The sequence below is a fragment of the Pseudoxanthomonas suwonensis 11-1 genome (assembly GCF_000185965.1).
In the GTDB taxonomy this organism is placed as follows: Bacteria; Pseudomonadota; Gammaproteobacteria; order Xanthomonadales; family Xanthomonadaceae; genus Pseudoxanthomonas; species Pseudoxanthomonas suwonensis_A.
The window spans coordinates 172,657-186,454 of sequence record NC_014924.1; the positions used below are offsets into that span (position 1 = coordinate 172,657).

General features: G+C 72.7%; 14 protein-coding genes. 7 read left to right on the forward strand and 7 right to left on the reverse strand.

What is annotated here, in order from left to right; all coding sequences use genetic code 11:
• Window positions 1-22 precede the first annotated feature (22 nt).
• From argS to radC, 3 genes are all read right to left on the reverse strand, one after another.
• The gene (argS, locus tag PSESU_RS00760; protein ID WP_013533844.1) at window positions 23-1,711 is read right to left on the reverse strand and encodes an arginine--tRNA ligase; all 1,689 of its coding nucleotides are present in this window, start codon (window positions 1,709-1,711) and stop codon (window positions 23-25) included.
• 87 nt (window positions 1,712-1,798) lie between these two features.
• Window positions 1,799-2,311 carry a DUF1697 domain-containing protein gene (locus PSESU_RS00765; RefSeq protein ID WP_013533845.1) on the reverse strand — a complete coding sequence of 171 codons (513 nt, stop codon included), beginning with the start codon at window positions 2,309-2,311 and terminating at the stop codon, window positions 1,799-1,801.
• A gap of 89 nt (window positions 2,312-2,400) precedes the next feature.
• Complete coding sequence (radC, locus tag PSESU_RS00770) at window positions 2,401-3,075, reverse strand: RadC family protein (RefSeq protein WP_013533846.1); 675 nt, start codon at window positions 3,073-3,075, stop codon at window positions 2,401-2,403.
• 96 nt (window positions 3,076-3,171) lie between these two features.
• On the opposite strand from radC, the gene coaBC reads away from it, so the two are divergent.
• Genes coaBC through PSESU_RS00785 form a run of 3 tightly spaced genes read left to right on the forward strand, consistent with a single transcriptional unit; the run spans window position 3,172 to window position 7,233 of the window.
• Window positions 3,172-4,416, forward strand: coding sequence for a bifunctional phosphopantothenoylcysteine decarboxylase/phosphopantothenate--cysteine ligase CoaBC (gene coaBC, locus PSESU_RS00775; protein WP_013533847.1), 1,245 nt, complete (start codon window positions 3,172-3,174; stop codon window positions 4,414-4,416).
• Window positions 4,413-4,877, forward strand: coding sequence for a dUTP diphosphatase (gene dut, locus PSESU_RS00780; RefSeq protein WP_013533848.1), 465 nt, complete (start codon window positions 4,413-4,415; stop codon window positions 4,875-4,877). Before coaBC ends, dut begins: the two co-directional genes overlap by 4 nt.
• A 13-nt stretch (window positions 4,878-4,890) precedes the next feature.
• Window positions 4,891-7,233: a phosphomannomutase/phosphoglucomutase gene (locus PSESU_RS00785; RefSeq protein ID WP_013533849.1), complete on the forward strand. Its 2,343-nt coding sequence runs from the start codon at window positions 4,891-4,893 to the stop codon at window positions 7,231-7,233.
• Window positions 7,234-7,275: 42 nt separating this feature from the next.
• Here PSESU_RS00785 and PSESU_RS00790 read toward each other — a convergent pair whose 3' ends face one another.
• Window positions 7,276-7,956 carry a hypothetical protein gene (locus PSESU_RS00790; RefSeq protein WP_233275243.1) on the reverse strand — a complete coding sequence of 227 codons (681 nt, stop codon included), beginning with the start codon at window positions 7,954-7,956 and terminating at the stop codon, window positions 7,276-7,278.
• A gap of 24 nt (window positions 7,957-7,980) precedes the next feature.
• Window positions 7,981-8,640 carry an orotate phosphoribosyltransferase gene (pyrE, locus tag PSESU_RS00795; protein WP_013533851.1) on the reverse strand — a complete coding sequence of 220 codons (660 nt, stop codon included), beginning with the start codon at window positions 8,638-8,640 and terminating at the stop codon, window positions 7,981-7,983.
• A gap of 136 nt (window positions 8,641-8,776) precedes the next feature.
• On the opposite strand from pyrE, the gene PSESU_RS00800 reads away from it, so the two are divergent.
• The 3 genes from PSESU_RS00800 to PSESU_RS00810 all read left to right on the forward strand — a co-directional run bounded on the left by PSESU_RS00800 (window position 8,777) and on the right by PSESU_RS00810 (window position 11,204).
• A complete protein-coding gene (locus tag PSESU_RS00800) occupies window positions 8,777-9,589 on the forward strand; it encodes an exodeoxyribonuclease III (protein ID WP_013533852.1) in 813 nt (270 codons plus the stop codon).
• Complete coding sequence (locus tag PSESU_RS00805) at window positions 9,586-10,896, forward strand: AmpG family muropeptide MFS transporter (protein ID WP_013533853.1); 1,311 nt, start codon at window positions 9,586-9,588, stop codon at window positions 10,894-10,896. Before PSESU_RS00800 ends, PSESU_RS00805 begins: the two co-directional genes overlap by 4 nt.
• A gap of 80 nt (window positions 10,897-10,976) precedes the next feature.
• Entirely contained in the window at window positions 10,977-11,204 is a 228-nt protein-coding gene (locus PSESU_RS00810; protein ID WP_041763710.1) for a hypothetical protein, read from the forward strand.
• A gap of 43 nt (window positions 11,205-11,247) precedes the next feature.
• Here PSESU_RS00810 and PSESU_RS00815 read toward each other — a convergent pair whose 3' ends face one another.
• Window positions 11,248-11,949: a hypothetical protein gene (locus PSESU_RS00815; RefSeq protein WP_013533855.1), complete on the reverse strand. Its 702-nt coding sequence runs from the start codon at window positions 11,947-11,949 to the stop codon at window positions 11,248-11,250.
• A 247-nt stretch (window positions 11,950-12,196) separates the two neighbouring features.
• On the opposite strand from PSESU_RS00815, the gene PSESU_RS00820 reads away from it, so the two are divergent.
• Window positions 12,197-12,697 carry an O-acetyl-ADP-ribose deacetylase gene (locus PSESU_RS00820; RefSeq protein ID WP_203415181.1) on the forward strand — a complete coding sequence of 167 codons (501 nt, stop codon included), beginning with the start codon at window positions 12,197-12,199 and terminating at the stop codon, window positions 12,695-12,697.
• Between the two features lie 5 nt (window positions 12,698-12,702).
• On the opposite strand, the gene PSESU_RS00825 is transcribed toward PSESU_RS00820, so the two are convergent.
• Window positions 12,703-13,758, reverse strand: a complete 1,056-nt coding sequence (locus tag PSESU_RS00825) for an isoaspartyl peptidase/L-asparaginase family protein (RefSeq protein WP_013533857.1) — start codon at window positions 13,756-13,758, stop codon at window positions 12,703-12,705.
• Window positions 13,759-13,798: the final 40 nt, after the last annotated feature.

Sequence of the window (13,798 nt, forward strand, 5' to 3'; positions counted from 1 at the left end):
CTCCGTACTGCTGCCTGGTGGCTTACATGCGCTCCGGCGCGCTCACGCCGAGCAGGCCCAGGCCGTTGGCCAGCACCTGCTGCACGGCCTGGGCCAGGGCCAGGCGCGCGTCGCGCAGGGCGGGCTCCTCGACCAGCACCGGCGTGTTCGCGTACCAGGTGTGGAAAGCATAGGCCAGCTCGCGCAGGTACTGGGCCACCAGGTGGGGTTCCAGCGACTGTCCGGCCGCCTCGACCACTTCCGGGTAACGCGACAGTTCCACGACCAGCGTCAGCGAGCCGTCATCGTCCAGGCGGGCGAGGTTGGCCAGGCCGTTGGCCTGGTCGAACGCATAGCCCTTCTCGGCGCCCTGGCGGAACAGCGCGGCCACGCGAGCGTGGGCGTACTGCACGTAGAACACCGGGTTGTCGTTGCTCTGCTGGCGCGCCAGGTCGATGTCGAACACCAGCTGCGAATCGGGCTTGCGCGCGATCAGGAACCAGCGGGTGGCATCGCGGCCGGCTTCCTCGATCAGGTCGCGCAGGGTCAGGTAGGAGCCGGCGCGCTTGGACAGCTTCACTTCCTCGCCGCCGCGCATCACCGTGACCATCTGGTGCAGCACGTACTCGGGCCAGCCCTTGGGGATGCCCACGTCCAGCGCCTGCAGGCCGGCGCGCACGCGCGCCAGCGAGCCGTGGTGGTCGGCGCCCAGCTCGGTGATCGCGCGCTCGTAGCCGCGCTGCCACTTGCTCAGGTGGTAGGCCACGTCCGGCACGAAGTAGGTGTAGGTGCCGTCGGACTTGCGCATGACGCGGTCCTTGTCGTCACCGAAGTCGGTGCTGCGCAGCCACAGCGCGCCGCCTTCCTCGTAGGTGTGGCCCTTGGCGCCCAGCTCGCGCACGGTCTCCTCGACCTTGCCGTCGCGGTACAGCGAGCTCTCCAGGAAATAGATGTCGAACTCGACGCCGAACGCGGCCAGGTCCTGGTTCTGCTCGTTGCGCAGGTAGGCCACCGCGAAGCGGCGGATGGAGTCGATGTCCTCGACGTCGCCGCTGGCGGTGACCGCGTGGCCCTCGATCTCCACGGTGTCGCCGCGCAGGTAGGCGTCGGCCACGTCCTGGATGTAGTCGCCGTTGTAGGCCTCCGCCGGCCACTCGGCGTCGCCGGGCTTGAGCCCGCGCAGGCGCGCCTGGGTGGAGCGGGCCAGGTTCTCGATCTGGACGCCGGCGTCGTTGTAGTAGAACTCGCGCTTGACCTTCCAGCCGTTGGCGTCGAGCACGCGGGCGATGCAGTCGCCGATCGCGGCGGCGCGGCCGTGGCCCACGTGCAGCGGGCCGGTCGGGTTGGCCGAGACGTACTCCACGCCCGCGGTGCGGCCCTGGCCGGTGGTGTTGCGGCCGTACTCGCCGCCGTGGCGCAGCACCCCCGCGACCTCGCGCTGCCAGGCACCGGCGGCGAGGTGGAAGTTGATGAAGCCCGGCCCGGCGATCTCGGCCCTGGCGACGTCGTCGCTGGCCGGCATGGCTTCGACCAGCGCCTGGGCGACCGCACGCGGATTGGTGCGCGCGGCCTTGGCCAGCAGCATCGCGGCATTGGTGGCGAAGTCGCCGTGCTCGCGGGTCTTCGGGCGCTCGATCACGAAATCGGGCGTGGGGGCGTCCGCGGGCAGCTTGCCGGCGACGCGCAGGGCTTCGATACCCTGGTTGACCAGGGCCTTGAGAAGGATCTTCACGGGGGACCGTTTGTGCGGTTTGGTCGGCCATTTTACCCGGTCCGCCGCGGCCGGGCGGGCCGGACCCGGGGCGGGGCCGCGATCGCTTCAGGCGCCCTGGGCCAGGGCCACCAGCCGGGCCACGGTGTTCATGTTCCGCGCGGTGCCAGCGGAAGCGGCCGGGACCACCAGTTTCGAATCGGCCATGCCCGAACCGTAGGCGACGTAGATCTCGCGCAGGCCCAGGGCCAGGCGCTCGTCGCGCTGGTGGCGGACCGCGTCCAGCGCGCCGGCCGGCGGCGGCCCGTCGAGGAAGATCGCCACCGTGCGGTTGCCCGGTTCGCCGGGGAAGGGATTGGCAGCCAGCACCGCGGCCATTTCCGCCGGGCTGCGGACCAGCACACCGACCGGCTTGCCGGCGTAGCCCAGCAGGCGCCGCTCCAGCGCCGCCTTGACCTTGGCCGGGCTGGCATCGCTGTCGAACACCACGTTGCCGCTGGCCAGCACCGTGCGTACCCCGGTGAAGCCCTCGGCCTGGCACATGGCGACCAGTTCGGCCATCGGCAGCTTGCCGGTGCCGCCGACGTTGACCGCGCGCAGCAGGGCGATATGGCGGGCCATGGCGGCACCTCCGGGCCTGGGGCGTTCCACTCTACCGAGCTCTACCGGGCAATACCCGCGGCCGGGGGCGCAGGCCCGCGCCGCGGCGCTCACACCAGCCCGCGCGCGGCCATCGATACCGGCTCGCCGTCGCCGACCACGAAATGGTCCAGCAGGCGCACCTCGACCAGGGCCAGGGCCTGCTTCAGCCGGGCGGTCACGGCGCGGTCGGCGGCCGATGGATCCGGACTGCCTGAAGGATGGTTGTGGCCCACGATCACCGCGGCCGCGTTGTGGGCCAGGGCCCGACGCACGACCTCTCGCGGGTGGACCTCGGCGCCGTCGATGGTGCCGTTGAACAGCTCCTCGAAGGCCAGCGCACGGTGCCGGTTGTCCAGGAACAGGGCCGCGAACACCTCGTGCGGGCGCGGCCGCAGGCGGCGGGCGAAGTAGCGCCCGGCGGTGGCCGGGTCGGTCAGCGCCTCGCCGCGTTCCAGGGCGGCGGCCAGGTGGCGGTTGCCCAGTTCCAGTGCGGCGGCCAGGGCGCAGGCCCGTGCCGGACCCAGCCCCGGGAGCCTGGCCAGGGCATGCGCCGGCCGGTCCAGCAGGGCGCGCAACGGGCCATGGGCGGCCAGCAGCCCGCGCGCGGTTTCCACCGCGTCGCGGCCCTGCAGGCCGGAACCGAGGAAGATCGCCAGCAGTTCGGCGTCGGACAGGGCCGCGGCGCCGCGTGCCAGCAGCTTCTCGCGGGGACGTTCGGTGGCGGGCCATTCGCGGATGCGCATATGCCCTAGGGTGCCGGTCGCGGGCACGCCCGGGAATCAGGGAAAGGGGAGGCTTGGAGTAAGCTTGGTGCCCTTTCAAGGTCAGGAATTTCCCAAGTGACTGCTTCGGCCACCGCCGCCCTGGCGGGACAGCGGATCCTGTTGTGCGTGGGTGGCGGGATCGCCGCCTACAAGTCGCTGGAACTGGTGCGCCGCCTGCGCGACGCCGGTGCCGAGGTGCAGGTCGCGATGACCGCCGGCGCCCAGCAGTTCGTCACCCCGCTGAGCTTCCAGGCCCTGTCCGGGCATCCGGCCCGCACGTCGCTGTGGGATACCGCCGCCGAGCAGGCCATGGGCCACCTCGAACTGGCGCGCTGGGCCGACCGCGTGGTCGTGGCCCCGGCCACCGCCGACCTGCTCGCCCGCCTGGCCCACGGCATGGCCGACGACCTGGTCACCACCCTTTGCCTGGCCACCGAGGCGCCGCTGGCGGTCGCCCCGGCGATGAACCACCGCATGTGGAAGCACCCGGCCACCGTCGCCAACGTCGAGCTGTTGCGCTCGCGCGGCGTGCAGGTGGTCGGCCCGGACGACGGTCCGCTGGCCGAGGGCGAGTCCGGTCCCGGCCGCCTGGCCGAGCCCGATGCGATCGTCGCCGCGCTGGCCGGCAGTGCCGCCGCGGCCCCGGCCGCGCCCGCCACGCCGGGCCTGCTGCGGGGGCTCAAGGTGGTGGTTACCGCCGGCCCCACCTACGAGGACCTGGACCCCGTGCGCTACCTGGGCAACCGCAGCAGCGGCAAGATGGGCTTCGCCGTGGCCGCCAGCGCCGCGCGCGCCGGCGCCGAGGTGGTGCTGGTCGCCGGCCCGGTGCAGCTGCCGACCCCGGCCTGCGTGCAGCGGGTCGACGTGCGCTCGGCCGCGCAGATGCGCGAGGCGGTGTCCGCCGCGCTGCCGGCCGACATCTACATCGGCGCCGCCGCGGTGGCCGACTACACGCCGCGCGCGTTCTCGCCCAGCAAGATCAAGAAGACCGGCACCGGCGAGGTGTTGGCCCTGGACCTGGTACGCACCCCGGACATCCTGGCCGAGGTCGCCGCGCGCGAGGACGCCGGGCTCAAGCTGGTGGTCGGCTTCGCCGCCGAGACCGACAACGTCGCCGACTACGCGCGGCAGAAACTGGCCTCCAAGCGCCTGGACCTGATCGTGGCCAACCGCGTCGGCGTGCCCGGCGCCGGCTTCGAGAGCGATACCAACGCCATGACCGCGTTCTGGCCCGGTGGCGAGCGCGACTTCCCCTCCGCGCCCAAGCTCGAGCTGGCCGACGGCCTGGTCGCGCTGGTGGCCGAGAGGCTGCGCGCATGAGCGCCTCCCACGTGCTGGAGGTGAAGCTGCTGGACCCGCGCTTCGGCGACAGCTGGCCGCTGCCGGCCTATGCCACCGGCTCCAGCGCCGGCATGGACCTGCGCGCGGCGATCGAGACCCCGCTGGTGCTGCAGCCCGGCGACGCCGCGCTGGTCCCCAGCGGCCTGTCGATCCATATCGGCGACCCGGGCCTGTGCGCCCTGGTCCTGCCGCGTTCCGGGCTGGGCCACCGCCATGGCATCGTGCTGGGCAACGGCACCGGCCTGATCGACGCCGATTACCAGGGGCCGCTGCTGATCAGCACCTGGAACCGCGGTCGCGAGGCCTTCACCATCGAGCCGGGCGACCGCATCGCCCAGCTGGTGTTGGCACCAATCGTGCGTGCAGAACTGAAGGTGGTTGATACATTCGCGGCCAGCGCCCGGGGAGAGGGCGGCTTCGGCCATACCGGCGTCAAGTAGACAGGGGGCGGGGATGAAGGAAGAGGACGCGAATCGTCCGGCGAGGGCGCAGGCCCGCCGCGGCGCGCTCGTGCTTGCGGGCGTGCTGGTCCTGCTGGCGGCGTGGTTCGCCTGGAGCGGCGTGGCCCAGTGGCAGGCGGACCAGCGCCTGGCCGGGCTGGAGCGCGCCCGCGACCGGATGGTCAAGGACACCGCCGCCGCCGTTGCCGAACAGGCCAGGGCGCTGGGCAGGCAGCTGCAGCGCGAGGAGGTGGCCGCGGCGCTGCAGTCCGGCGATGCCGGGGCCGCGTCCGCCGCCCTGGCGGAGGGCTGGAAGCAGGCCGAGGCCGCGCAGGTGCTGCGCGGCGACCTGGCCGCCGCCCACGCCGATGCCGCCAACTTCGGCTATGCCCGCCTGGCCCTGCTGCAGCGTGCGCTGACCACTGGCTCGGCGACCGCCGCGGTGGTGCGGGACGGCAAGAAGGTGGCCCTCGGCGTGGCCGCCCCGGTCCAGCTGGGCGACGTCCAGGCGGTGGCCTACGTGCGCATGCCGCTGACGCTGCTGACCGTGCCGCTGGAAGCCGCGCCGGTCCCGGACGGCAGCTACCTGGCCCTGCGCCAGGGCAGCTACAACGTCGCCCAGCGCGGCGACGCCGGCCTGGCCAGCAGCGCCGACGTGCTGTCGCGCCCGATCGGCGACGAAGGCCTGCGCGCGGCCGCGGCCGTGCCCTATGCCGCCAGCGGACCGTTCGGCCTGGGCGCGATCCCGTGCCTGGCCGGTGCCGCGGTCCTGGGCCTGGGCGTGCTGGTGCTGCTGCTGGTGGGCATCGGCCGCATGCCGAGCCTGGGCCGTGCCCGCCCGCGCCGCGCCGAGGCCGGCGACGACGCCCCGACCTTCAGCCAGACCCTGGAGATGGAGGCGCAGAACGCGCCGCAGCCGGTGCGTACCACCGCCACCACCTCCGCGCCGCCGCCGGAGGACCTCGTGCTGGATCCGGGCATCTTCCGCGCCTACGACATCCGCGGGGTGGTCGGCCCGCAGCTCGACCCGAAGGTCGCCTCCTACATCGGCCAGGCGATCGGCACGGTGATGGCCGAGGAAGGCCTGGTCGACATCGTGGTCGGCCGTGACGGCCGCCTGTCCGGCCCGGAGCTGGTCGAGGGCCTGGTGGAGGGCCTGCGCAAGTCTGGCCGCAACGTGATCGACATCGGCATGGCGCCGACCCCGGTGGTGTACTTCGCCGCCTACCACCTGCGCGCCGGCAGCGGCGTGGCGGTGACCGGCAGCCACAACCCGCCGGACTACAACGGCTTCAAGATCGTGGTCGGCGGGCGCACCCTGTCCGGCGAGGCCATCGTCGACCTGTACGCGCGCATCCGCGACGGCCGCCTGCGCAGCGACCAGCCCGGCAGCTACACCACCCAGGACGTGGCCGAGGACTACATCCGCCGGATCGCCGACGACGTGCAGCTGGAGCGCCCGCTCAAGGTGGTGGCCGACGCCGGCAACGGCGTCGCCGGCGACATCGCGCCGCGCCTGCTGGAGGCCATCGGCGCCGAGGTGGTGCCGCTGTACTGCGAGGTCGACGGCAGCTTCCCCAACCACCACCCCGACCCGAGCGAGCCGCACAACCTCGAGGACCTCATCCAGACCGTGCGCCAGTTCGACGCCGACCTGGGCGTGGCCTTCGACGGCGACGGCGACCGCCTGGGCGTGGTCACCCGCGAGGGCCGCATCGTCTACGCCGACCGCCTGCTGATGCTGTACGCGGCCGACGTCCTGCAGCGCAACCCGGGCGCGATGGTCATCTACGACGTCAAGTGCACCGGGCGCCTGGCGGACTACATCCTGCGCCACGGCGGCAGCCCGCAGATGTGGAAGACCGGGCACTCGCTGATCAAGGCCAAGATGCGCGAGACCGAGGCCGAGCTGGCCGGCGAGATGAGCGGCCACTTCTTCTTCAAGGAACGCTGGTACGGCTTCGACGACGGCCTCTACGCCGCCGCGCGCCTGCTGGAGATCCTCGCCGGCCACTTCGAGTCGCCGTCGGAAGTGCTGGACGCGCTGCCGGACAGCGTCTCCACCCCGGAGATCAAGGTCCCGCTGGAGGACGGCGAGGACCCGCACGCGCTGGTGGAGGCGTTCACCGCCGCCGCCCAGGCCGAGGAATCGCCGTTCGCCGGCGCGCGCCTGACCACGATCGACGGCCTGCGCGCGGACTGGAACGACGGCTGGGGCCTGCTGCGCGCCTCCAACACCACGCCGGTGCTGGTGCTGCGCTTCGAGGCCGACGACGAGCAGGCACTTGCCCGCATCCGCACGTTGTTCCGTACCCAGCTGCAGCCGCTGCTGCCAGGCAAGACCCTGTCGTTCTGACGGGACCGCGCGCCGCCGCTGGCGGCGCGCGGACGAACGGCCTTACTGCGTGGCCGCCGCGTCGCGTCCGGCCGGCGTGCCCTTGAGCGCGCGGTAGCGCTCGAGGGTCGACTCGATCTCCTCGCCCAGCGCGGCGCGCTGGCGCTCGAAATTGCGCTGCAGCAGCTGGTGGTAGAGCAGCTGGGCGTGGCGCTGGCGGATGTCGGCGGCCAGCTTGTCCGGCACCTTCTGCCCGGACAGTTCGCGCTCGGCGGCCGTGCGCAGCAGGCTCACCAGGCCCTCGCGCAGGCTGGTGATGTTGTAGCGCGCGGTCTCGATGCTGTTGTCGACCAGGGTGACGCGCTCGGCGAACACCCGGCGCAGGTCGTCCTCGCTGTCGAAGGTCGACAGCAGGGCCTGCTCGGTCAGGCGGCGGCTCTCCTCGGCCATCGCCTCCAGGCGCTTGCGCGACTCTTCCTCGGCCTGGGCGGCACGTTCCTCGGGCGTCAGTTCGCCCTGGACCTCGGCGGTGCGCATGCCGCTGCGGGCGCTGATCTCCTCGCGCTTCCTGCCGGCCGCTTCCGAGGGCAGGGCATCGGCGCAGACGCGCTGCCCGTCCTGGTCCCAGCAATAGAGCTTCTTCGCGCCCTTTTCCGGCGGCTTGCCCTTCTGCGCCACCACCGTCGCCGGCAACAGCACGAGCGCCGCGGCGATCATCGCCAACGGCCTGGTGTAATGCGGCATCACGGCAGCCCCCTGCGCTGTCAGTCAGCCCGTCTGGTCACAGCCGTAACGGGCCCGGTAGGCCAGCAGCGGCGCGTGGTACGCCGCCAGTGTGTCGTTTCCGGCGGCGAATGCAAGCAGGTCCGACAGGCCGGCCACGGCCAGCACCGGCACCCCGGCCTCGGCCGCCACCGCCTGCGCCGCCGAACGGCGGTCGGAGTCGCCGGCGATCTCCTGGCGGTCCAGCGCGACCACGATCCCGGCCACGGTGCCGCCGGCGGCGGTGATGATGCCCAGCGCCTCGCGGATGGCGGTGCCGGCGGTGATCACGTCGTCCACCACCAGCACCTTGCGTCCGGCCAGCGGCGCGCCGATCAGGCTGCCACCCTCGCCGTGGGCCTTGGCTTCCTTGCGGTTGAACGCCAGCGGCAGGTCGCGGCCGCGGCGCGCGTACTCGCAGGCCAGCGCGGTGGCCAGCGGGATGCCCTTGTAGGCCGGGCCGAACAGCAGGTCGAATCCGACTCCCGAGGCGTCGATCGCGTCGGCGTAGCAGGACGCCAGCGCGGCCAGCGCGGCACCGCGGTCGAAGCGGCCGGCGTTGAAGAAGTAGGGCGATACCCGGCCGGACTTGAGGGTGAACTCGCCGAAGCGCAGGGCGTCGGCATCCAGGGCCAGCTGCAGGAAGCGGGTGCGGTGGTCGGACATCGGGATCGCAACAGGGGGGGACGTCGGCATAGGATACGGCCGCGGCGGCCCCCGGCGCGCGCAGGACGGTACAGCGGGGCAGCGCCACCGGGCGCGATTGGTTAGGCTGTCGGCCTGTTTTTCCGGCACGTCCCCCATGCGCATCATCAGCTTCAACGCCAACGGCATCCGCTCGGCCTCCAGCAAGGGTTTCTTCGACTGGCTGGGCCAGCAGGACGCCGACGTGGTCTGCCTGCAGGAGACCAAGTCGCAGGAACACCAGCTGGCCGATGCCTGCTTCCGCCCGGACGGCCACCACTGCTTCTACCGCGACGCCACCACCAAGAAGGGCTACAGCGGCGTGGCGATCTACGCCCGGCGCGAGCCGGACGAGGTGCGCACGGTGCTGGGCCGGCCGGACTTCGACGACGAGGGCCGCTACATCGAGGCGCGCTTCGGCAACCTCAGCGTGGTCTCCTTCTACATCCCCTCCGGCTCCTCCGGCGAGCTGCGCCAGGGCTACAAGTTCCAGATCATGGAGTGGCTGAAGCCGGTGCTCGACGAGTGGCTGGCCAGCGGCCGCGAGTACGTGCTGTGCGGCGACTGGAACATCGTCCGTTGCCGCAAGGACATCAGGAACTGGACCTCCAACCAGAAGAACTCCGGCTGCCTGCCGCCGGAGCGCGCCTGGCTCAACGGCATGATCGGCCCGGACGAGGGCAGCGATGGCACCCCGCCGCGGCCCGGCGGCTGGGTCGACGCCTACCGCGCGCTGCATCCGCAGGGCGAGGACTACACCTGGTGGAGCAACCGCGGCGCGGCGCGCGCCAACAACGTGGGCTGGCGGATCGACTACCAGTTCGTGACCCCGGGCCTGGGGTCGCGCCTGCGCGGCTGCTCGATCTACCGCGAGCAGCGCTTCTCCGACCACGCCCCGTTCACCGTCGATTACGAAGGCAGCCTGCCGTGAGTGCGCCCGCCGCCGGCGAGCCGCCGCGCTACAAGGGCTGGGCCGGCATCCGCCGCGCCTTCGGCACGCCTTCGGCGCTGACCCTGGCCCTGCTCGGCTTCGGCTGCGGCCTGCCGTTCCTGCCGATCGCCTCGATGACCCTGTCCACCCGCCTGCGCGACGGCGGCCTGGACCTGGGGAGCATCGGCCTGATCAGCCTCGCCAGCTTCTTCTACCTGCTGAAGTTCCTGTGGGCGCCGCTGATCGACCGCTACGTGTTCGCGCCGCTGGGGCTGCTCGGCCGGCGCCGCTCGTGGCTGCTGGCCGCGCAGCTGGGCGTGGCCGCCGGCCTGGCCGCGCTGGCCTTCACCCGGCCTGAGCTGGGCGTGGGCCCGCTGGTGGGCTGGGTGCTGTTCACCTCCTTCGCCGGCGCCACCCAGGATTCGGTGGTGGACGCCTACCGCATCGAGGTCGCGCCGGCGCAAGCCCAGGCCGCGCTGGCGGCGACCTACACCCTCGGCTACCGCATCGGCCTGATCCTCGGCGGCGCCGGTGCGCTGTACCTGGCCGAATTCGGTGGCTGGACCATGGCCTACCTGGCGATGGCCGCGCTGATGCTGGCCCCGGTGCTGGCGACCCTGCTGTCGCGCGAGCCGGATGCCCCGGAGTCGACCATCACCCGCCGGATCGATTTCCTCGGCGCGTTCTGGCAGCCCTTCTCCAGCTACTTCGCCAACAACGGCCTGGCCCTGGGCCTGGTGCTGCTGCTGTTCGTGGGCCTGTTCAAGTTCCCCGACCAGGTGATCGGGGTGATGGCGGGGCCGTTCTACCTGGACAGCGGCTACACCAAGGCCGACATCGCCACGGTGTCCAAGCTCTACGGCATCTGGGCCGGCATCGGCGGCGCCTTCCTCGGTGGCCTGTGCGTGGCTGCGTTCGGTTTCAGGAAGATGCTGTTCGTGGCGGCGCTGGGCGTGGCCCTGTCCAACCTGGCGTTCCTGCTGATGAGCCAGTACCCGTCGCAGATCTGGGCGTTCTACGCGGCGATCACCGCCGACAACGTGGCCCAGGGCTTCGCCGGCACGGTGCTGGTGGCGTTCATGTCCTCGCTGACCGACCGCAACTTCACCGCCACCCAGTTCGCGCTGCTGGTGTCGCTGGCCAACCTGCCGGGCAAGTTCGCCGGCGGCGTGTCCGGCTACGTGGTCGAGGCCACCTCGTACGCCACGTTCTTCGTGCTGTCGGCACTGACCGTGATCCCCACCCTGGCGCTGCTGGCCTGGCTGTGGCCGCGGATCCGCGAGGCGGCTGCCGCTCCACCGCGCTGAGACTACGTCCGTCGGCGCGTTGACCCGGGGTGGCGTGGGCCATGGCACTCTGTCGGCCGCACTTCCCGACCCTGCCGTCCATGCCCGACCTGGTGCTGCGCGACATCGACCCGATCCTGGCCGAACGCATCCAGCGTGTCGCCCTGGCGCGCGGCTGGGGCCTGCGCGAGACCGCGCTGCGGCTGATCGAGCAGGGCCTGTTCTCGGCCGAGGAGGAAGTCCGCAGCGGCTTCGAGAATCCCGAGGTGGAGGCGCTGGCCGAAGCCATCGCCGCGCTCAAGGAACTGCCGGCGGGCCGCGGCTTCTAGCCGCGGCACGTGGCCGGGGCGCCGGGTCGCGGCCGGTGCCTGCTCAGTGGCGGGTCGCCTCGCGGCGCACGCCGCCCCGGGCGTCCGGCAGTGCGGTGGCGGACTGGCCACGCGGATGCCGGGCCAGGGCCTTGCGGCGCTCGCGGACGCTCTGCGCGACATAGGTCAGCGCGGCGGCCATGGCCAGGCTGTAGCCAAGCAGCTCGGTGCATTCCTCGGCCGCGTTCTTGAACACGCGCACGTAGTTCCCGGCCAGCAGGCCGTGCCACAGGCTGGTCATGCCGAACAGGCGCGAATAGACCAGCAGCAGGACCAGGCCGATGGTCATCACCGCCGCCGACCGCGAGACCAGGAAGCGCGCGGTCGCGGCCAGGGTGGCCTCGCGCTGGCGCAGGGCATGACCCAGGCAGGCCGTGGCCACGGCGGCGACCAGGATCGACCACAGGCCGTGGAACAGCAGGTCCCAGACCGCGTCCAGTTCGCGGATCAGCATGCAGGCGAAAAACCCGGCGGCGAGCACGGCGAAGCCGCGCTCCTCCGCGCGGGCGCGGGCCAGGCGGACGAAGGCCAGCACGGTGGCAAGCAGGAAGCCGAGCTGGGTCAGTTCGACCAGCGACCATTCGCCCACGGCGTCGCCCAGCACGTGGATGTCCGCGTACAGGAGGGCGACCGGGGTGGCCATGACCAGTGCCAGCAGCAGGGAACGACCCAAGTGGGCCAGCAGGATGTGGCGTTGTTTTTCCATCGGGGGGAGGGCTCTCGGGCGCGGGGACTGCCGGCTGTGGCGGGGTCCCGGGGGGAGCGCAGGTCGGGACGGATTCTAGACCCGGCTGCCGGCCGGGAAGGCGCGGTCCGTGGAACATTGCGTCACCGCCCCGGGGCCCGGGCCCCGGCTCCAGCACGGCGCGCCAGCGCATGTGCACCACGGCGGTGGCAGGCTTGCCTGGACGGGTGACAGGGCCCAAGGCGCGAACGGAGCGATCCCGATGACCATGCGGATGCGGGCGGTGCAGGCCGACATCACCACCCTGGCGGTGGATGCAATCGTCAATGCCGCCAACCGCTCGCTGCTTGGCGGCGGTGGCGTGGACGGCGCGATCCACCGCGCCGCCGGCCCCGGGTTGCTGGAGGAATGCCGTGCGCTGGGCGGCTGCCCCACCGGCGAGGCCAGGATCACCGGCGGCCACCGCCTGCCGGCACGGCATGTGATCCACACCGTGGGCCCGGTCTGGCAGGGCGGCGACGCCGGTGAGCGGGCACTGCTGGCGGCGTGCTACCGCAACAGCCTGGTCCTGGCCGAGGCACACGCTTGCGCCACGCTCGCCTTTCCCTCGATCAGCACCGGCGTGTACGGCTATCCGCCGGACCTGGCGGCGCCGGTCGCGCTGGCCACCGCCGCGGCGTTTCCGGCCCAGGTGGTGCGCGAGGTGCTGTTCTGCTGCTACTCCGCACCCGACCTGGCGCGGTACCAGCGCCTGCTGGGCCGCGCCTGAGCGGCTCAGGGCAAGGGCAGTGGCTCGTCGAACACCGCCACGTGCGGCACCCCGTCGGCGCCGATCCATCCCCGGTACATGCCGCCGGTGTTGAACGGCAGGGCGATGCTGCCGTCCGCGCCAAGCACGATGGCGCCACCGTTGCCGCCGGCAGCGGGGATCTCGCGGTTGATCACCGCCTCGGCCGCCGTGGCCAGCGGCTGCCCGGCCAGGCGCACGCGCGCGCAGATCTCATGCGCGGCGGCGGCGCGGATGTAGAACTCGCCCCAGCCGGTACCCGACACCGCGCAGCGCGCATCGGCCCAGGTGCCGGCGCCGACCAGTGGGGCGTCGCCGACCCGGCCCCAGCGCTTGTTGGTCATGCCGCCGGTAGAGGTGCCGGCGGCCAGCTGGCCGGAGCTGTCCAGCGCGACCGCGCCAACGGTACCGAAGTAGGGATGCGCCGGGGCAGGACCCGCACTGGCCTGGCCACGCTCGCGCGCCAGCGCATCCTGCAGCTGCTGCCAGCGCTTCTCGGTGCGGAACCAGGACGGGTCGACCAGCTCGATGCCGCGCTCGCCGGCGAAGGTCTCGGCGCCTTCGCCGACCAGCATCACGTGCGGTGAGTCCTCCATCACCGTGCGCGCCAGGCGGATCGGGTTGCGCACCCGGCGCACGCCGGCGATGGCGCCGGCACGGCCGCTGGCGCCGTCCATGATCGCGGCGTCCAGCTCGTTGCGGCCCTCGTGGGTGAACACCGCGCCGCGGCCGGCGTTGAACTGCGGCGCATCCTCCAGCACCGCGATCGCGGCGGTCACCGCGTCCAGCGCCGAACCGCCCTCGCGCAGCACGGCATGGCCGGCCCGCAGCGCCGTGGCCAGGGCCTCCCGGGCGGCGGCCTCCTCGGCTGGAGGCAGGCTGGCGCGTTCGACCCCGGCGCCGCCATGCAGCACCAGCAACGGCCCTGCCGCCGGGGCGCCGTCATGCACCGGATCGGCCTGGTCCGCCGTCGCCCATGCCGGCACTGCCAGCGCGCAGGCCAGTGCCGCCAGCCATGCCTTGCTCCGCAGTCGCATCCGCATCCCCGTCTCCTCTCGGTTGGTGGCCGGGCCGCGCCTGCCG